This is a genomic window from Streptomyces sp. DvalAA-14 (genome assembly GCF_900091855.1).
Taxonomy (GTDB): Bacteria; Actinomycetota; Actinomycetes; order Streptomycetales; family Streptomycetaceae; genus Actinacidiphila.
This window is the reverse complement of sequence record NZ_FMCH01000221.1, coordinates 41,738-59,958: the sequence shown is the minus strand read 5'-3', so window position 1 is coordinate 59,958 and position 18,221 is coordinate 41,738. Positions and strand designations below refer to the sequence as shown.

The following is an 18,221-nucleotide window of genomic DNA, read 5'->3' as shown; positions in this document are numbered from 1 at the left end:
GGCTGACGGCGTTCACGCGCGCGTCCCCGGCGTACCCCGCCAGGGGTCGTGCGCCCCGCGCTCAACTCGGCACGGTGACGCGGGTCCTGGTGGTCACCAACCGTCCCTCCTGTGGATACGCGTGCCAGGTCCGCCACTGCACGCCGCCGTCCCCGCACTGCACGAGCATCGCGGTGAAGGCATGCGGGTCGCCGGGAAAGGTGCCGGCCAGCCCGTGCGGGTGCTCGGCGACCAGCGCCAGCAGTTCCTGGGCCCGGCCGGCGAAGGACCCGCGCGAGAGCGATTCGATCCGGGCCGCGAACTCGTACTCCCACGGCCCGACCCGCTTGGCCACCCCGAAAGGCAGCGGTGACTGGCTGCCGGGTATGCAGGCCACCGTCTCCGAGCAGCCCCCGCGCCCGGTGTCGACCAGCACTTGGTGGGACGCGCCGAGCAGCCGCAAGCCGACCTCGGCGCGCAGCCCCAGGCCGTCCTCGACTTCGATGTCGAGCACGGCGAGCGCCGGCAGCGGCTCTTTGTCGAGGCACCAGGCGAGGTCTCCGGCACGAGTGTCCGTATAAGGGGTACGCAGGGTGGTGAGCATGGATCGGCTCCGCAAGCACGCAGTGGATGATGGGCCGACCGCATCAGGCCCCGATTCGGGTAGGTGCGTCGGCTCGTGCCCACGTGGGGTCCGTTCGACTACGGAATCATGAAACGCCGTTCCTCTTCAGCGTTTTTACCCATCTGTGCCCTCTTTCCATCCCTGGGAGCGCTTTAGGGCTCAGGTGTTCAGGTAGCGCGCGAAAACCGACATTCGAAGCCCAGGCACGGCCGCCCGCCGACTGATCAGCGGCCAAAGGCCCGCCTTCCGGCGGACTCCACCGGGCGGCCGACCTTTCCCCGGCCTGCTTGTCTGCGGTCGGGCCCCACCGCATGATGGGCCCGACGACGAGACGCGAGGAGCCCGGATGAGCGCGAGGCCGCTGCTGAACCGCAGGCTGGCAGGCATGGGGACGACGATCTTCGCCGAGATGTCGGCGCTGGCGGTCGCGACCGGCGCGATCAACCTCGGCCAGGGCTTCCCCGACACCGACGGACCCGAGTCGGTGCGGGAAGCCGCGGTCCGCGCCCTGCGCGACGGCCGCGGCAACCAGTACCCGCCTGGTCCCGGCGTCCCCGAACTGCGCACGGCGATCAGCGAGCACCAGCAGCGCTTCCACGGTCTCGGCTTCGACCCCGACACCGAAGTCCTCGTCACCGCCGGCGCCACCGAGGCGATCGCCGCCGCCATGCTCGCCCTGCTCGAACCGGGCGACGAAGTAATCGCCTTCGAGCCCTTCTACGACTCCTACGCCGCCTGCATCGCCATGGCCGGCGGGGTCCGCGTGCCCCTGACCTTGCCCGCCCCCGCCTTCCGCCCCGACCTCGACGCCCTGCGCGCCGCCGTCACCCCCCGCACCCGGCTGCTGCTCCTCAACTCCCCCCACAACCCGACGGGCACGGTCCTCACTCGCGAGGAACTGACCGCGATCGCCGCCCTCGCCGTCGAACACGACCTCCTCGTGGTCACCGACGAGGTCTACGAACACCTCGTCTTCGACGGCACCCACATCCCGCTGATCTCCCTGCCGGGCATGCGGGACCGCACCGTCTCCATCTCCTCGGCCGGCAAGACCTTCTCTTTCACCGGCTGGAAGGTCGGCTGGGTGACGGGCGCGGCTCCGCTCGTGGCGGCCGTCCGCACCGCCAAGCAGTTCCTGACGTACGTGGCCTCGGGCCCGTTCCAGTACGCCGTCGCCGAGGCCCTCGCCCTGCCCGACACGTACTACGCCGACTTCCGCGACGACCTCCTCGCGAAACGCGATCTCCTGGCCGCCGGCCTCACCGACGCAGGCTTCCAGGTCTACGTCCCGCAGGGCACGTACTTCATCACCACCGACATCGCCGAACTCGCCCCAGGCTTGGACGCATTGACCTTCTGCCGCGCACTCCCCGAACGCTGCGGCGTCGTCGCCGTCCCCAACTCCGTCTTCTACGACCACCCCACCGCCGGCCGCACCCAAGTCCGCTTCGCCTTCTGCAAACGCGAAACCGTCCTCACCGAAGCAGCCTCCCGCCTCCGCAAAGCCTTCAGCGGCTGAGCAACGCTCACCGAATCAGCTTCCTCGCAGTCGCGTCAAAGCCGGTTCATTTATCTCAGGCTCTGAAGCGGCTCTCCCGTGACGGTGACTGTCCAGAACGACCAGCCGTTGCGATTTGGCTTGACATGCGGGTTGAGATCGTTCACCACTGCGACCGCCGCGCCGCTCGGGGATTCGTACGTACCCTGAGCGGGGCCCGTCGTGACGGTGAGTACGCCGGTCGATGTGTCGTAACGGCCGGAGACCCGGTGCCCGTCGTAGGCCGCATGCACCTCGACCTCGACGTCCGTTGCCTCGACCACTCCTGCTTCCGGGACAGGGCTGGGGCCGACAGCGTCCTCAGCGATCACCTCGTCGTCCGCCGGCGGTTCGTCGACGTCCCTATGGCTGGTCTGACCAGTGTACGAGGGAAGTCCCAGCAGCCTGTTGAGGACATTCGCCATCAGATGACGCCGCGCGGCGAGGAATGCGGGAAAGCGGTCCAGTGACCGCAATTCCGGATCGACGGGGATCCACTGCTCCGCTAGGCGTTCGTGTTCGATCTGAGCCATGTATTCGGAGGGCAGCTTGGAGGAGATCATCTTGTTGGTCTGGCCTGTTACGAACGCCAAGTTAGCCAGGCTGTTCCACTCCTCCTTGGCGTACCGGGTTTGCACCCGCGCCCGTGGGAAGACGTGGTGGTACTCAATCTTGGAACCGGAGACCATGGGCTTGTCGTTGATGGCCATATTGCTGACCCAGTCCTTGGCCTTCCCCTGCAATGCGGCGATGTACAGCAGACGGAAGAAGGCATGGGTGGAATATTTCTGCTCCAAGTCCCGAGGTTGGATTGGGCTGTCCACGGAACGGGGCCCGGAGGCCCGGCGGATGAGCTCGGTGAACAGGTCCTCACCAACCCGGCCCTTCACCAGCCGAGCTTCCGCGTCGAGCTTGCCCTCAACCTGCAGCGAGTAATGACTGAAGGCCATTGCGGTGTAAACCCAGCGGCGCAGCAGTGCTGCTTCCCCAGAAAGCAACTTGCCTTGGCGCTGGTGGAGCAGCAGGGCGGGGACCACAGCCACGTTCGGCGAGGTCAGGATTTCCGAGCGGGGGATTTCGCACTCAACGCGCAGGAAGTCGATGGCGTATCGCAAAGAAGTCTCGGTGGTCTTCCATGCGTCCTTGAGGGCCGCCTCATCCATGACGGCCCCGATGAGCCTGATGTGATGGGCCCCCGTCCCCGCCAGTAGACTCATAAGCCGGAGGACCGCCTCGCGGTCCAAAGCGAAGCCGATGTCCTTCAGTTCATCGTGGAAGGCGTCCATGGTCTGCAAGCCGTCTGCCCAACGAGCTGCGATAGCGCTGTAGACCAGATCGCCCTTGGACAGCCGACGCCCGCCCTTGTTGAGCCTGGCGAAAACCTCGGCGACCTCTTCGTAGTCGTCGGAATCGTAGGTGATCACGGCGACCTGATGCTGGCGGATGCTATGAACCTTCTGAAGCCTGGATGTCCAGAGCTTGAACTCGGGGTTGGCCATCTCCACCCCGGCATCCACGAGGACCTCGTAGAACTGGATGTTCTGCTTGAGGATCAGCGAGACGGGGATCAGGAGCGGATCCTTGCGCTGCACCGCGCTGGGATTGACGAACTCCTCGGTACGCACGTCGAAGCGAAGGTCGATGAGCCGACCGTCGGCCTTTGATTCGGGACAGTAGACCCATGCCAGTGAGGTGAGCCGCTGCTGCCCATCCAGCAGGTACAGAGGCGGGTGGGCTGACTTACTGGCTTGGACTACCGCAGCCGTGCGGAAGGGAACCTCCAGGTTCGTCCTCCACAGGAGCAGGGCGCCAACCGGGTAGCCGCGGTAAAGGGAGTCAAAGAGATCACGTACGTCCGTACGCATCCAGACGAAGTCGCGCTGGATGGACGGAATGACGATCCGGCCGGCCAACAGGCTGTCCACCTGGGAGATGATCTCCTCGTTCGCCAGCCCCATGCAGCTCCCCCGCGCTCATCACAACGTGTCTGGTCCACACCCTAACCACTTCCGCCGACGCAGGGACGAAGTATTTTCAATCGCCCGACTCCCCTCTGCGGAGCAGATGATTGCCTTCGGTCTCCTCCGTGATCGCCGACATAGGAGTCACGGACAACACGCACGGGCAGCCTGCCCACCCGTTGCTAAGGGAACAGCACGAGAGCCGGCACGTGAGATGGCTTGACGACGCCGAAGTGCCGTCGGTCCAGGGTGGCCACCCGGTCCACGCCGAAGCGCTCGGCAATGGCGATGACCGAGGCATCGACTCCGCCCAAGGGGAAGTCTGCGTACTGGAGAATCAGCTCTCCCATGCGGATGAGATCGACGGGCGTGAGGTGAACGAGTTCGAAGGTGCCACGGGCCACCTCGGTGAGGAAGGCGGCTTCAACCTTCGGCCACCGCTCCAGAAGCCAGCAGACTTCGGTCAGGACCGGGCTCGGCAGCAAGCGGCGGCCGGTCAGCGACCCGAGAAGCGCGGCGCACTCGGGATGCCGCCGGTCTGCGGCATTGAACGCGGCCGCCAGCGGGCCGGTGTCCAGGACTGTCGCGATCACGCGGAATCGCCAAAGCGCTCGCGCATGCGCTCGCGGATGTAGTCGTCGTGCTCTTCGGCCAAGTCCTCAGGGCCGTTGACACTGCCGATCAGGGCGAGCAGCCCGGCCGGGACGGACTCTTCGGTCTCGGCTCCCTCGACAGCGGGCAGCGCGAGGGCCACCTGCGACAGCTCCTCGTCCTGGGTGACGAGCAGGCGCAGGCGCCGGACCTGGCCCGGCGTGAGCCGGTCCACCAAGTGGTGCATGTCCTCGTAGTCGAATGCAGCGCTCACGTGCACAGTTTAGATCTGCCACCTGCCTCAGGGAACGGCACAGCGAGCGTTCACCCGAATGGGTGTGTGAACGAGGAGTGACCTGGGTGACGGGGGCGGCTCCGCTCGTGGCGGCCGTCCGCACCGCCAAGCAGTTCCTGACGTACGTGGCCTCGGGCCCGTTCCAGTACGCCGTCGCCGAGGCCCTCGCCCTGCCCGACGCGTACTACGCCGACTTCCGCGACGACCTCCTCGCGAAACGCGATCTCCTGGCCGCCGGCCTCACCGACGCAGGCTTCCAGGTCTACGTCCCGCAGGGCACGTACTTCATCACCACCGACATCGCCGAACTCGCCCCAGGCTTGGACGCATTGACCTTCTGCCGCGCACTCCCCGAACGCTGCGGCGTCGTCGCCGTCCCCAACTCCGTCTTCTACGACCACCCCACCGCCGGCCGCACCCAAGTCCGCTTCGCCTTCTGCAAACGCGAAACCGTCCTCACCGAAGCAGCCTCCCGCCTCCGCAAAGCCTTCAACGGCTGAGCTCCGCCCATTCATAGGGCCGCGCTGATGCGCGCATCACGGGTGGCCTTCGCCGCGGCAACCATATGATTGCGCCCATATGATCGGGCTTCGCGGCCGAGCCACGGTTGCTGAGCCGGGCCTCGGGCGGTGGACCTTCGTCAGTGGGCGTCTGCCTCGGGGCGCGGGAGTTCGTCGAGGTCCAAGGTGAAGGTGCGGCCATCGGCAAGGGGAATGGAGAGCTTGCCAGTGCCGTACTTGTGGGTGTGCGCAGCAATGTAACCGGTGGCGGTCGGCTGGGTATGGAGGACAACTTCCTGGGTGTACGGGTCCACTACAAGGTAGGCGGGAATGCCGTACCGGCCGTACTTCGCGGTGCAGTCGTCGTAGTCCTTGCGTGCCGAGGACGTCGAGACGACCTCCGAGATCAGCAGGACGTCTTCGAAGCTGTAGCGCTTGCCTCCCCGACGAGCATCCTCGCGAAGGATCGCCAGATCGGGAGCTGAGTTCTCGTCGGCAGGGAAGTCAATGTAGACGTCAGAGGTGACTTTCGCGTGGCGGCCGAGAGCGAGAGCCGAGTCGATCTGCATCGACCTGATGGTGCTGGAGTGCTCTTCACTCTGCGGGGTCATGATCACCTTTCCGTCGGCCCCGAACAGGACCGTGTACCCCTCGGGGAACTCGGTGTGCACAATCGCGTCGACGCTCATGGACGGCTCCTTCCCGTGTGTGGTCAGAATACGACGGACAGTCCGGCGTCACCGGACTCGATAAGTCGGAAACGAGGTCGATCGCACCCGGTGCATGCCGACCGTCGTGTACCGATGGACGCTCCTCGGATGCGTCCATGATCAGCGGGCTGTACGTGCTTCAAGCCAGCGTGCCGCGGAGGTCTCATCCACAGAGTAGAACGCCTCCGCCGTCTGCTTGCCGTCCACCTCCCCACCCCATGTGAACCTCATGGGCCAGTTCCCGCGGCCGTAGTGCGCGTGGATATGCCGTGTGAGAGCAGCCAGCGATCCGCGCAACTGCTCGCGCTCGATGCCGAGCCGATCGACGAGAACCGTCTGACTTCTAGCGACGCCGACCGGATCATCCGGTATCTCGATTCAGCCCGTCGGCGGTGACCGCGGCGGTGCGGGTCCGCTTGCGTCGTGACTGGTGATGCCGCAGTGCGCCGGCAGCAGCAGTGATCACGTGCACCACACCTGGTACATGGACTACCATTGGTACATGTCCATGAAGCGCACAAACGTCTACGCGGACCCCGAGGATCTCGCGATCATCAAGGAGGCCGCCGCTCGCCGCGGTATCAGTGAGGCCGAGATCATCCGGCAAGGCATCCATCTCGCGGCCATGGCGAACCGGGTCTGGGACGAACCGCTCTTCTCCCGGACCTTCGAAGGTCCGGGGCGTACTCCCTCCAAGGAGGACGTCCGCAACGCGGTGGCTGACGCCGTCCAGGGCCAGGGCGGCTCACGGACCACAGCGTGATCGTCGTTGTGGCCGACACCTCGGGCCTGCTGGCCGCGCTCGACTCCCGGCACCCGGAGCACCATGGAGCCAACGAGGCGATCATGGCCGCCGGCCTTTTGGTGATGTCGCCCTTGCTGCTCGCTGAGATCGACCACGTCGCGACCCGCGAACTGGGACGGGAAGCAGCTGTCAGCGCGATCGACGACATCCGGCGGTGGATGCGAGCGGGCCGGATCGTCGTACCGGAAATCACCGAGGCCCACCTCTCCGCCGCACAGACCTTGCGAGCCAGGTATGCCGCGCTCAACCTCGACCTTGCCGGCGCCGTGAATGTGGCCCTCGCCGCCGAATACGACACGGATGCCGTCCTCACCCTCGACCGCCGCGACTTCCGCGCGGTCCGCCCGCTCGGCCGTCACAAGTCCTTTCGCCTTCTGCCCGACGACTTGCCCCTGTGACAGAACGCCTCCGCCGTCTGCTTGCCGTCCACCTCGCCGCCCCATGTGAACCTCATGGGCCGGTTCCCGCGGCCGTCCAGGTCTTGGATCTCGCGCGACCGATGAGTTTCCGGTCGCGTTGACGTCTACACAGCCGGCAACCGCAAACAGGAGGCGATCATGTTCGGTTCGACGAAGGCGTTCAGTGGATTCTCGGTGGACGACATCGGCGCGGCGAAGGCGTTCTACGGCGAGACGCTCGGGCTGCGGGTGTCCGAGCAGGACGGCATGCTGACCCTGCATGTCGCGGGTGGGCGCGACATCCTGGTCTATCCCAAGGCCGACCACACCCCGGCGACGTACACGATTCTCAACTTCCCGGTCCCCGACATCGAGGCGGCGGTCGAGGAGCTGAAGGGGCGGGGCGTGCGCTTCGAGCGCTACGACCACGTCGAGCCGGACGACAAGGGGATCTTCCGCGGCGGCGGCCCGCTGATCGCGTGGTTCACCGATCCCGCCGGGAATGTGCTCTCCGTGCTGCAAACGCCAGCGTAAGCGGTCCAGCGGTCCGGCGGTCCGTAGGCGGCCGGGCCGCGGCCCGGTGGCGCCGATCGGGCGCAAAACGCCGGTGCCCCCGTGCGGGAGACACGGGGGCACGGGGGCACCGGCGGCGGGGAAGGGGCCAGTCAGTTCTTGATGGTGTACGAGTCGCCGTAGGTCTTCCAGGTCAGCGGCGGCGTGAGGTCCAGATTGCCGTTGTCGAGGAAGACGCGCTGCTCGGTGTCGACGCGGCTGGTGTCGTCGTGCGCGGCCTCGGTGAGCATCGCGGCCTTGCGGGCGTCGAGGAAGGCGTTGAGGTAGGTGGTCTCGTCGCCGCCCTGGGCGGGGGTCTTGGCCTTCTTCATGGCGGCCTTGCGGATGCCGCCGAAGCTCACCGGGTCGTCGCCGGGGCCGTGCATCACGATGGCGTCGTAGTAGATGAACTGGCCCAGTGCGCGCAGGCCGTCCGCCTTTGCCTGGTTGACGGACGGGTCGAAGTAGACCCGGTCGCGCTCGTTGTTCTGCGCGGTCTGGAAGACGGTGTCCTTGGCGGCGGTCTTCCAGTCGTTGACGAAGGCGGTGCCCAGGCCTGTGTGCGAGTCGGTGCCGTTGACCTTCTGCAGGGCGGGCAGGTACTTCGCGAGCGGGTTGCCGGGCTCGGCGGCGGTGTACGCCTGGACGAGTTCCAGCATGTCGCCGGTGCCGGAGCAGAAGCCGATGATGCCGGCCGTGTAGCCGCGGCCGTCACCGATGTCCTCGATGTACGCGTACTGGGCCTTCCAGTCCAGCGAGGAGTTCTCGGCGGAGCTGACCAGCTCCATCGCGATCTCCTTCTCGTGCGGGTCGTCCAGACCGGTCCCGGCACCGGGGGCCGCGGTGGTGGGGGCGGCGGTCGGCGTCGCGGTGTGCGTCGGCGTGGCCGTCGCGGTCGGCTCGGGGGTGGCCGACGCGGTGGGGGTGGGCTTGGCGGTCGGCATCGCGGAAGGGGTCGGGGTGGACACCGGGGGCTTGACGGTGGCGATGTTCGTCAGGCCCTTCCCGCCGCTGGCGGTGTTCGAGGTGGTCACCGTGTTCTTGGTGGCGCACGTGCCGTTGTCGGTGACGTCGATGCCGTAGCCGCGGGCGCCGGCCAGGCTGAAGGTATTGCCGGTGAAGGTGTTGCCGCAGCCGTAGGCGCCGTACGCGTTGTGGACCTGGAAGCCGTCGGTGTACGGGTGGGTGACGGTGTTCCCGGAGACGGTGTAGCCGTCGCCCTTGACGTCGATCGTGGAGTCGCCGGAGTTCTGGTTCTTCTCGCCGGTGCCGTCGAGGGTGTTGCCGCTGATCGTGCCGGCCTTGGTGCCCTCCTTGACGTCGATGCCCTCGGCGGCGACGTTCGGGCCGATCCGGTTGTTCAGGACCTGGACGTGGTCGGAGGCGTCCACGCCGGTCGGCCCGGCGAACTGGCTCCAGTTGCTGTTGGCCGAGCCTATGTAGACGCCTTCGCCGTACTGCGGGAAGGAGGTGCCGGTGTCGTGCACGAAGGAGTTGCGGATCACGCCGTACGAGCTGCCCGAGCGGAAGTGCACGCCCTCGTAGGCGATGTCGTGGACGGTCACGGTGTCGATGGTGACGTGCGAGGAGGCATCCATGACGATGCCCTTCTTCGCGTCGTCCACGGTGAAGCCGGTGAGGTTCCAGTACGGCGCGCCCTTGAGCCACAGGCCGTAGCCGTTGCCGCCGCTGGAGGTGAGGACGGCGCCGGCGCCGCCGGTCAGGGTGATCGGGGCGGCGGCGGTGCCGGGGTTGGTGATCGTGAACTGGCCGGAGTAGGTGCCGTTGGCCAGTTTGATGGTGGTGCCGGGCTTCGCCGCGGCCAGCGCGGACCGCAGCTGCGCGGAGCTGGTCACGCTGGTCGTCGCGGTCTTCGGGGCGGAGGTCGACGCCATCGCCTGGATGCCGGTGAAGGCGAGCGCGCCGGCGCCGAGGAGCGCGGCTCCGGTGATCACCGCGGGGTGTTTGACGCCACGACGCCGGTGGCCGTGTGCACGAGGGGCCATGAGGGTGGTCTCCTGTGGGGGTTCCGGGGCGGACGGGAGCCGCCGGTGCCTGCACGCACGGCACCGGGGCCGCGCCGGCGCCTCGACGGTGAGCGGTTCGGTGGTCCGGCCGGTCGGCCGGATTCCTGGCGCAGGAGTCGACGCGGGGAGCGGACCTCTGCGATTAGTAAACTTTCCTAACGTGTGATCGGAGATCCTGGCGGTCCCGCCGGAGGCCGTCAACCTCGGTGGACCCGCCCGGCCGCCCCCGCGGCACCCGGCCCGCCGCCTCGGCCGAGCACCGTCCCGATCCGCTCGGGCGCCCTTGACCAGGGACTTTCCCGCCCCTGCCCGGACGCTCGAACACGCCGATCCTGTCAGCCCGTTGCCGCCGCGATGAACGGGGCGGCCCATCCCTAATCCGACTTACGGCCGCCTTAAGGCGGGCTTAAGCCTCGCCCCGGCGCGGGAGGCTCAGCGTGCGGCGAGGATGCCCGGCAGTTTGTCGCGATCGCGTGGGCCGGGCCGAAGCCGGCCGGGCCGAAGCCGGCCGGGCCGAAGCCGGCCGGGCCGAAGCGGGCCGCGCCCCCCTTCGGGCGACTCCGCGCGGCGATGCGCCGCCGCCCGCGCGTGTCTCCGGAAGCGGACCGACCCCGTAGCCGATAGTCGTTTTGTCACGAGAACAGACCGTACGACCAGACCCTCCTCGCGCCCGTCCCCAGCCCTCACCCCCGCCTCACCCCCCGATCCCACCCCCGGCCCACCGCCCGGGATCCGCACCCCCCGAGGAGCCCGCGCTTGTCCATCGCCGGCCCGGTCTCCGAGGAGCCCGTCTCCGCACCGGCAACGGGACGGCACGCCCGCTTCCCCGCTCCGGAGCGGAGCGCCGGCCGGGGCCTGGCGGCTTCGTGGCGGGCGGCGCGGCGGGCGCTGCTCGGCTTCGCGGTGGCCAGGGTGGCCGGGCTGGCCGTGGTCGCGTTGTGGGCGCACCGGCGCGGCGCGCACCCCCGCAACGTGCTGGGCCTGGGCTGGGACGGGCTGTGGTACCACCGGATCGCCGACTGGGGATACGGCACCTTCGTCCCGGGCTGGGAGAAGCCGGGTCTGCGCTACAGCGACCTGGCCTTCTTCCCGCTCTACCCCATGACGGTCCGCACGGTGGACGCGGTGCTGCCGGTCGGCTCGGTGGTCTGCGCGCTGCTGATCGCCTGGCTGTCGGCCGGCCTGGCCGCGTGGGGGGTGTTCGCGGTCGTCGACCACTGCTACGGCCGCCGGGTCGGCACCGCGCTGGTCCTGGTGTGGGGGCTGCTGCCGCACGCGATCGTGCTGACCATGGCGTACACCGAGCCGATGATGTGTGCGCTGGCCGCCTGGGCGCTGTACGCCACCGTCACCCGGCGCTGGCTGACCGCCGGGCTGCTGAGCCTGCTCGCCGGACTCAGCCGGCCGAACGCCGCCGCGGTGGCGGCAGCCGTGATCGCCGCCGTGATCGCCGACGCCTGGCGCCGCCGCCGGATCGGCCTGCCCCAACTGCCGCGGGCCTGGCTGGCCGCGCTGCTCGCCCCGCTGGGCTGGTTCGGCTACGTCGCCTGGGTCGGCTGGGTGACCGCCGGCGGGCCGGGGGGCGTGCTGGGCGGCTACTTCGCGGTGCAGCGCGGCTGGGGTTCGCAGTACGACTTCGGGCTGTACGCGATGCGCTACGTCAAGCGCCTGGTGCTCTTCCCCGAGGCGCTGACCGCCTACCTGGCCGCCGCGTTGTGCGCGGCCGCCGTCGCGCTGGTGGTGCTGGCGCTGCTGGACCGGATGCCGCTGCCGCTGCTGGTCTACTCGGTGGCGCTGGTTGCGATCGCGCTCGGCGGCGCCAACTTCTTCTCCTGCAAGCCGCGTTTCCTGCTGCCGGCCTTCCCGCTGCTGGTGCCGCTGGCGACGGCACTGGTCAGGGCCCGGCCGCGCGCCGCCGCCGTGGCGGTGGTCGCGCTGGCCGGGATCTCACTCGGCTTCGGGGCCTATGTGCTGACCGTCGTCACCGTGCCGCTGTGACGCGGCGGCCGGTGCGCCGGCCGCGCGTACCCGGCGCAGCGGCACCGGTCAGGAGTTGGTCTCGCCGTCGCCGTCACCCTCGATGGGGCTGTCCGCGTCCTTCTCCAGGCCGAGCGTCTCGCCGACCCACTTGTCGAACTCGATCGACGCCCGCACCCAGCTCACTGTGCTGGACACGAAGTGCTCCAGGCTGACGCCCATGCCGATCACGGTCTGCGCCTCGCCGATGAGGCGGACGCTACCGTCGTCATGGGTGTGCGTGTAGACCTTGGGCCACAGGGTGCGGCGGTTCCAGTCGTCGATGACCTCGTGCAGATGCGGCTTGTCGTCGACGCTGTACGGGCGCTCGTAGAAGGTCCGGACGGCGAAGACCGCCTGGTCCCCCTCGCCGCGGAACATGAAGTAGGTGCGGAACTCCTCCCAGGGCGCCGCGAGGTCGCCTTCCTCATCGACGAGGTACTTCAGCTCCATCTGGTCCAGCAACTGCTTGACCAGCTCCTGGTCCGGAATGAGCACGCTGGGGGCGGCTCCGGTCGGCTCGGGGTCCGACTGGCCCCCGAAATCAGGAATCGAGGACGGATCGATGCTCACCGTGAAGTCCCTTCGTGACGTTTCCGCTCCATCCTCCCCCATGCGACCCCGCAAGTGACAACCCCCGCCGGTACGCGCCCGGCGTATCGGCGGGGGTTCGTGGCCCGGCCCGGTCGGCGGTCCTGCCGGGTGCCCGCCGGGCAGGACCATACGGCCCGCTCGGCGGCATCGCGCGAGGGGGCTACTTCGTCAGATCCGGCCCCGTCACGGCCCCCACGATCAGTCCGTCGAGGGCCTGGTCGACCCGGACGGTCTGGCCGTCGAGGATCTCGCCGGACAAGATGGCGCGGGCCAGCGGATCGCCGATGGCGGTCTGGATCAGCCGGCGCAGCGGGCGGGCGCCGTACGCCGGGTCGTTGCCTTCCACGGCCAGCCAGTCCAGCGCGGGGTCGGTCACGTCCAGCGTGAGGCGGCGGTCGCGCAGCCGAGCGGCGAGGCGGTCGGTCTGGAGCCGGGCGATGCGGCGCAGCTCGTCCTTGTTGAGGGCCGAGAAGACCACGATGTCGTCCAGCCGGTTCAGGAACTCCGGCTTGAAGGAGGCCCGCACCGTCTCCAGCACGCTCTGCTTCTTCTGCTCCTCGCCGAGCGTGAGGTCCACCAGGTACTGGCTGCCCAGGTTGGAGGTGAGGATCAAGATGACGTTGCGGAAGTCGACGGTACGGCCCTGCCCGTCGGTGAGACGGCCGTCGTCCAGCACCTGCAGCAGGACGTCGAAGACCTCCGGGTGGGCCTTTTCCACCTCGTCGAGCAGCACCACGCTGTACGGGCGGCGCCGGACCGCCTCGGTGAGCTGGCCGCCCTCCTCGTAGCCGACGTATCCGGGCGGGGCGCCGACCAGCCGGGCCACCGAGTGCTTCTCGCCGTACTCGCTCATGTCGATGCGGACCATGGCGCGCTCGTCGTCGAAGAGGAAGTCGGCCAGCGCCTTGGCCAGCTCGGTCTTGCCGACGCCGGTCGGGCCGAGGAAGAGGAAGGAGCCGGTCGGGCGGTCGGGGTCGGCGATACCGGAGCGGGCGCGGCGGACCGCGTCGGACACGGACCGGACGGCCTCGGTCTGGCCGATCAGCCGCTTGCCCAGCTCCTCCTCCATCCGCAGCAGCTTCTGCGTCTCGCCCTCCAGCAGCCGGCCGGCCGGGATGCCCGTCCAGGCGGCGACCACGTCGGCCACGTCGTCCGGGCCGACTTCCTCCTTGACCATTTTCGCCGCGGCGGCCTGCGGGGACTGGGACTTGGCCTCCTGCTCCTCGCGGGTGGCCTCCTCCAGCTCCTCCTCCAGCCGGGGCTTCTCGGCGTAGAGCAGCTTGGAGGCGGTCTCGAAGTCGCCGTCGCGCTGGGCCCGCTCGATCCGGGTGTCGATGTCGTCGAGGCGCTCCTTGAGCTCGCCGACCCGGTTCAGGCCCTGTTTCTCCTTCTCCCAGCGGGCGGTCAGGCCGCGCAGCTCCTCCTCGCGGTCGGCGAGGTCCTTGCGGAGCTTGTCCAGCCGCTGGACGGAGCCGGGGTCGGTCTCGTTCTTGAGCGCCATCTCCTCCATCCGCAGCCGGTCCACCGCGCGCTGCAGCTCGTCGATCTCGACCGGCGAGGAGTCGATCTCCATCCGGAGCCGCGACGCGGCCTCGTCCACCAGGTCGATGGCCTTGTCGGGCAGGAAGCGGGAGGTGATGTAGCGGTCGGACAAGGTGGCCGCGGCGACCAGGGCCGAGTCCGCGATCTGCACCTTGTGGTGGGCTTCGTAGCGGCCCTTGAGACCGCGCAGGATCGCCACGGTGTCCTCGACGCTCGGCTCGGCGACCAGCACCTGCTGGAAGCGCCGCTCCAGCGCCGGGTCCTTCTCGATCCGCTCGCGGTACTCGTCGAGCGTGGTGGCGCCGACCATCCGCAGCTCGCCGCGGGCCAGCATCGGCTTGAGCATGTTGCCGGCGTCCATCGCGGAGTCGCCGCCGGCGCCCGCGCCGACGACCGTGTGCAGCTCGTCGATGAAGGTGATGATCTGACCGCCGCTGTCCTTGATCTCGGCGAGTACGGACTTCAGCCGCTCCTCGAACTCACCGCGGTACTTCGCCCCGGCCACCATCGCGCCGAGGTCCAGCGACACCAGCCGCTTGTTGCGCAGGCTCTCCGGCACGTCGCCCTTGACGATCCGCTGGGCCAGGCCCTCCACGACGGCGGTCTTGCCGACGCCGGGCTCACCGATCAGCACCGGGTTGTTCTTGGTACGGCGGGACAGCACCTGGACGACCCGGCGGATCTCCTGGTCGCGGCCGATCACCGGGTCGAGCTTGCCCTCGCGGGCGGCGGCGGTGAAGTCGGTGCCGTACTTCTCCAGCGCCTTGTACGTGCCTTCCGGATCCTGGCTGGTCACGCGCTGGCCTCCCCTGGCGGTCTCGAAGGCTGTCAGCAGCGCCTTGGCCTTGGCGCCCTGTCCGGCCAGCAGCTCCCCGGCGGGGCCGCCCTTGACGGCGGTCCCGATCAGCAGGTGCTCGGTCGAAAGGTACGCGTCGCCGAGTTCCTTGGCGCGCTGGGCCGCGTCGGCGATGACGGCCAGCAGGTCGCGGTTGGCCTGCGGGGGCGCGACCGTGGAGCCCTGCACCTTCGGCAGCGCCGCCACCAGGCGCTCGGCGCCGGTGCGCAGGACCGCCGGGTCGGCGCCCACGGCGGTCAGCAGGTCCAGGACGTTCTCGTTGTCCGCGCCGCTCAACAGGGCGAGCAGCAGATGCGCGGGCGTCAGATCCGGGTTCCCCTCGGCGACGGCCCGGGTGTTGGCGGCGTTCAGCGCTTCCCGGCTCTTGTTGGTCAGCTCGGCGTCCACGGGTACGGCGTCCTCCCTCGTACGGTAAACCTGCCAGGTACAACATACAGTAAGTTGAGTCTATGCCACTCAAGGCATTTTCGGGGGAAGTTGGCGGCAGCGGGCGCGGCAGCCGGACGTACGGGGCGCGACTCCGGACGTATCGCACGCGGCGGGCGCGGCGGGCGCACCGGGCGCGGCGGCGGCCCTGCGGCGGACACCGCTCCGGTGCGACAATGCGACCACAACTTCGCCGCAGGCAGGGGGAGTTGCCCATGACGGAGGATTCGCATGGCCACTGCGCACTCCATGGACCCGTCCGGCGCCGCCCGCCACGCGGACGCCGACCGGTTCGACATCACCCGGCCCGCCGGCCGGCACCTGTCCTTCGGCCACGGCGCCCACTACCGCCTGGGCGCGCCGCTGGCCCGCCTGGAGGCGGTGACGGCGCTGCGCGAGCTGTACGCGGCCCACCCAGGGCTAAGCCTGGCCGTGCCGGACGCGTCGCTGCCGCCGCTGGACGGTTTCATCGGCAACAGCGTGGCGAAGCTGCCGGTACGACTGGAATGACCGGAATGACCGGAGGGTGCGCGGGGCACTAGCTTCTCCCCATGGCAGTTGTCGACCCCCGCTCCCCGGAGCCCGGATTCCTGGCCTTCTGGCGCGCCTACCACCTGTGCACCTTGACCACGCTCCGGCCGGACGGCAGCCCGCATGTCGTACCGGTGGGGGTCACCTACGACCCGGAGGCCGGGCTGGCCCGGGTCATCACCGGCCGCGGCAGCGCCAAGGCCGGCCATGTCCGGGCGGCGGGCCCGGCCGGGGCGCGGGTCGCGGTCTGCCAGGTCGAGCGCGGCACGTGGGCCACCTTGGAGGGACGGGCCACCATCTCCGAGGACCCGGTGCGGATCGCGGACGCGGTGGCCCGCTACGCCGAGCGCTACGGCCGGGTGCCCGCGCCCAACCCGGAGCGGATCGCCATCGAGATCACCCTGACCCGGGCGATGGGCAACGCCTGACGCCCGCCCGGGGGAGCCCCGGGCGCGCCGGCTGGGTTCGTGGAGGCTTGTCCGGGCGCGTCGGCCGGCGCGCGTCGCCCGCGTGCGGGTCAGTCCGTCGGCCGCTTGGCCGGCCGCCACACCACCAGCGCGCTGGTGTGCTGCACATCCTGATACGGGACCAGGTCCCGGCGGTAGGAGGCGTGCACGGCGGCCTCGCGCTGCTGGATGACGGCGGCGGCGCCCTCGACGGCGGCGCTGAGTTCGGCGACACGGCTCTGCAGGGCCGTCACCTGGTTCTCCAGCTCGATGATCCTCTTGATGCCGGCCAGATTGATGCCCTCGTCCTGCGACAGGCGCTGGACCTCGCGGAGCAGCTCGATGTCCCGGGCCGAGTAGCGGCGGCCGCGCCCGGCCGTACGGTCCGGGCAGACCAGGCCGAGGCGGTCGTACTGGCGCAGCGTCTGCGGGTGGAGTCCGGACAGTTCGGCCGCCACCGAGATGACGTAGACCGGGGACTCCTCGGTCAGCTGGTAAGGATTACGGCCGATCGGACCGCGGGGGCCGCGGACACCGCCTCCGTCGATGGTCATTGCTTCACGCTCCCTTTGCGGCCTTGAACAGCTCCGCCCGCGGATCACTGTCCACGGTGGCATCCCGGTAGGACTCCAGCGCGTCGAGGGCCTTGCCCTCGGTCTTGTCCGGCACCGCCACCTCGATGGTGACGAGCAGATCGCCCCGGGAGCCGTCCTTGCGCAGCGCGCCCTTGCCGCGGGCGCGCAGGGTACGGCCGTTGGGGGTGCCGGGCGGCAGCTTCAAGGTGACCGGGGGCCCGCCGAGGGTGGGCACCTTGATCTCCCCGCCGAGCGCCGCCTCGACGAAGCTGACCGGCACCGTCACCGTGAGGTTGGCGTCCTTGCGGCCGAACACCGGGTGCTTGCCGACGTGCACGACCACGTACAGATCGCCCGCCGGGCCGCCGCGCTCGCCGGGGGCGCCCTTGCCGCGCAGCCTGATGCGCTGCGCGTCGGTGACGCCGGCCGGGATCCGCACCTGCATGGTGCGCGAGCTCTTCGCGCGGCCGCTGCCGTGGCAGACCTCGCAGGGGTTCTCCGCGATCAGGCCGCGGCCCTTGCAGTCCACGCACGGGTCGGTGAGCGAGAAGCCGCCGCCACCGCCGCGCGAGACCTGCCCGGTGCCGACGCAGGTCGGGCACACCCGGGGCGTGCCGTTCTTGTCGCCGGTGCCCGAACACGCCTTGCAAGGGGCCTGCGAGGACATCCGCAGCGGGACGGTGGCCCCGTCCACCGCCTCGGTGAAGCTGAGCGTCACCTCGGACTCGATGTCCTGGCCGCGGCGCGGCTGCACCCGGGTGCCGCCGCCGCGGTTGAACAGACCGCCGAACACGTCCCCCAGGCCGCCGCCGAAACCGCCGCCCTGGCCGGTGCCGGGGCTGCCGGGGGCCTGGGCGCCTCCGCCGAAGAGGTCGCCCAGGTCGAAGTTGAAGCCGCCGGTGCCGCCCGCGCCCGGCTGCGGGCGGAAACCGCCGTTGCCGAACAGCGCGCGGCCCTCGTCGTACTCCTTGCGGCGCTTGGTGTCGGACAGTACGTCGTTGGCCTCGGAGATCTCCTTGAAGCGCTCCTCGGCCTTCGCGTCGCCCTTGTTGGCGTCCGGGTGGAACTCGCGGGCGAGCTTCCGGTACGCCTTCTTGATCTCCGCGTCGGTGGCGTCCTTGGGGACGCCGAGGACCTTGTACAGGTCCTTTTCCAACAGGTCTCTACTGATGCTCATCCCCGACGTCCCTCCTCTCCGTCCCCGACCGCTGCCACTCGGTCCTTCATCCGTCCCGCCACCGGTCCTGCCGGCGCC

17 protein-coding genes and 2 pseudogenes are annotated in these 18,221 nt (G+C 69.5%); 8 read left to right on the top strand and 11 right to left on the bottom strand.

What is annotated here, in order from left to right:
* Positions 1-61: 61 nt before the first annotated feature.
* A complete protein-coding gene (locus GA0115240_RS11435; protein WP_093736562.1) occupies positions 62-583 on the bottom strand; it encodes a DUF2617 family protein in 522 nt (173 codons plus the stop codon).
* Between the two features lie 367 nt (positions 584-950).
* Here GA0115240_RS11435 and GA0115240_RS11430 point away from each other — a divergent pair, with 367 nt between their 5' ends.
* Complete coding sequence (locus GA0115240_RS11430) at positions 951-2,123, top strand: pyridoxal phosphate-dependent aminotransferase (protein ID WP_093736561.1); 1,173 nt, start codon at positions 951-953, stop codon at positions 2,121-2,123.
* A gap of 50 nt (positions 2,124-2,173) precedes the next feature.
* Here the strand turns inward: GA0115240_RS11430 and GA0115240_RS11425 are convergent, their stop codons facing one another.
* The 3 genes from GA0115240_RS11425 to GA0115240_RS11415 all read right to left on the bottom strand — a co-directional run bounded on the left by GA0115240_RS11425 (position 2,174) and on the right by GA0115240_RS11415 (position 4,967).
* Positions 2,174-4,099 (bottom strand): GmrSD restriction endonuclease domain-containing protein, encoded by a 1,926-nt coding sequence (locus GA0115240_RS11425; protein ID WP_093736560.1) that lies wholly within the window; start codon positions 4,097-4,099, stop codon positions 2,174-2,176.
* A gap of 185 nt (positions 4,100-4,284) precedes the next feature.
* Positions 4,285-4,695 carry a type II toxin-antitoxin system VapC family toxin gene (locus GA0115240_RS11420; protein WP_093736559.1) on the bottom strand — a complete coding sequence of 137 codons (411 nt, stop codon included), beginning with the start codon at positions 4,693-4,695 and terminating at the stop codon, positions 4,285-4,287.
* Complete coding sequence (locus GA0115240_RS11415; protein ID WP_256069729.1) at positions 4,692-4,967, bottom strand: hypothetical protein; 276 nt, start codon at positions 4,965-4,967, stop codon at positions 4,692-4,694. The genes GA0115240_RS11420 and GA0115240_RS11415 overlap by 4 nt, the downstream gene beginning before the upstream one ends.
* Positions 4,968-5,044: 77 nt before the next feature.
* On the opposite strand from GA0115240_RS11415, the pseudogene GA0115240_RS11410 reads away from it, so the two are divergent.
* Positions 5,045-5,488, top strand: a pseudogene (locus tag GA0115240_RS11410) (aminotransferase class I/II-fold pyridoxal phosphate-dependent enzyme); the annotation flags it as partial.
* Between the two features lie 140 nt (positions 5,489-5,628).
* Here the strand turns inward: GA0115240_RS11410 and GA0115240_RS11405 are convergent.
* Complete coding sequence (locus GA0115240_RS11405; RefSeq protein ID WP_093736556.1) at positions 5,629-6,177, bottom strand: Uma2 family endonuclease; 549 nt, start codon at positions 6,175-6,177, stop codon at positions 5,629-5,631.
* A 523-nt stretch (positions 6,178-6,700) separates the two neighbouring features.
* Here GA0115240_RS11405 and GA0115240_RS11400 point away from each other — a divergent pair.
* The 3 genes from GA0115240_RS11400 to GA0115240_RS11390 all read left to right on the top strand — a co-directional run bounded on the left by GA0115240_RS11400 (position 6,701) and on the right by GA0115240_RS11390 (position 7,935).
* The gene (locus GA0115240_RS11400) at positions 6,701-6,961 is read left to right on the top strand and encodes a ribbon-helix-helix domain-containing protein (protein ID WP_093736599.1); all 261 of its coding nucleotides are present in this window, start codon (positions 6,701-6,703) and stop codon (positions 6,959-6,961) included.
* Entirely contained in the window at positions 6,958-7,401 is a 444-nt protein-coding gene (locus tag GA0115240_RS11395; protein ID WP_093736555.1) for a PIN domain-containing protein, read from the top strand. The genes GA0115240_RS11400 and GA0115240_RS11395 overlap by 4 nt, the downstream gene beginning before the upstream one ends.
* 159 nt (positions 7,402-7,560) lie before the next feature.
* A complete protein-coding gene (locus GA0115240_RS11390; RefSeq protein ID WP_093736554.1) occupies positions 7,561-7,935 on the top strand; it encodes a VOC family protein in 375 nt (124 codons plus the stop codon).
* A gap of 131 nt (positions 7,936-8,066) precedes the next feature.
* Here the strand turns inward: GA0115240_RS11390 and GA0115240_RS38010 are convergent, their stop codons facing one another.
* Positions 8,067-8,897: a chitosanase gene (locus GA0115240_RS38010; RefSeq protein WP_237554793.1), complete on the bottom strand. Its 831-nt coding sequence runs from the start codon at positions 8,895-8,897 to the stop codon at positions 8,067-8,069.
* Positions 8,898-9,227: 330 nt separating this feature from the next.
* Positions 9,228-9,848, bottom strand: a pseudogene (locus GA0115240_RS39185) (right-handed parallel beta-helix repeat-containing protein); the annotation flags it as partial.
* 888 nt (positions 9,849-10,736) lie between these two features.
* On the opposite strand from GA0115240_RS39185, the gene GA0115240_RS11380 reads away from it, so the two are divergent.
* The gene (locus tag GA0115240_RS11380) at positions 10,737-11,978 is read left to right on the top strand and encodes a hypothetical protein (protein WP_237554786.1); all 1,242 of its coding nucleotides are present in this window, start codon (positions 10,737-10,739) and stop codon (positions 11,976-11,978) included.
* A gap of 48 nt (positions 11,979-12,026) precedes the next feature.
* Here the strand turns inward: GA0115240_RS11380 and GA0115240_RS11375 are convergent, their stop codons facing one another.
* Together GA0115240_RS11375 and clpB are read right to left on the bottom strand one after the other, a co-directional pair.
* Positions 12,027-12,569 (bottom strand): YbjN domain-containing protein, encoded by a 543-nt coding sequence (locus GA0115240_RS11375; protein ID WP_256069724.1) that lies wholly within the window; start codon positions 12,567-12,569, stop codon positions 12,027-12,029.
* Between the two features lie 181 nt (positions 12,570-12,750).
* Positions 12,751-15,375: an ATP-dependent chaperone ClpB gene (gene clpB / locus GA0115240_RS11370; RefSeq protein ID WP_093736551.1), complete on the bottom strand. Its 2,625-nt coding sequence runs from the start codon at positions 15,373-15,375 to the stop codon at positions 12,751-12,753.
* A 270-nt stretch (positions 15,376-15,645) separates the two neighbouring features.
* Between clpB and GA0115240_RS11365 the strand changes: the two genes are divergently transcribed.
* A complete protein-coding gene (locus GA0115240_RS11365) occupies positions 15,646-15,924 on the top strand; it encodes a hypothetical protein (protein WP_370673317.1) in 279 nt (92 codons plus the stop codon).
* Between the two features lie 41 nt (positions 15,925-15,965).
* Positions 15,966-16,373 carry a pyridoxamine 5'-phosphate oxidase family protein gene (locus GA0115240_RS11360; protein WP_093736550.1) on the top strand — a complete coding sequence of 136 codons (408 nt, stop codon included), beginning with the start codon at positions 15,966-15,968 and terminating at the stop codon, positions 16,371-16,373.
* Positions 16,374-16,462: 89 nt separating this feature from the next.
* On the opposite strand, the gene GA0115240_RS11355 is transcribed toward GA0115240_RS11360, so the two are convergent.
* Together GA0115240_RS11355 and dnaJ are read right to left on the bottom strand one after the other, a co-directional pair.
* Positions 16,463-16,945, bottom strand: coding sequence for a heat shock protein transcriptional repressor HspR (locus tag GA0115240_RS11355; RefSeq protein ID WP_093736549.1), 483 nt, complete (start codon positions 16,943-16,945; stop codon positions 16,463-16,465).
* Between the two features lie 4 nt (positions 16,946-16,949).
* On the bottom strand, positions 16,950-18,143 hold the full coding sequence (dnaJ, locus tag GA0115240_RS11350) for a molecular chaperone DnaJ (protein ID WP_093736548.1): 1,194 nt from the start codon (positions 18,141-18,143) through the stop codon (positions 16,950-16,952).
* Positions 18,144-18,221: the final 78 nt, after the last annotated feature.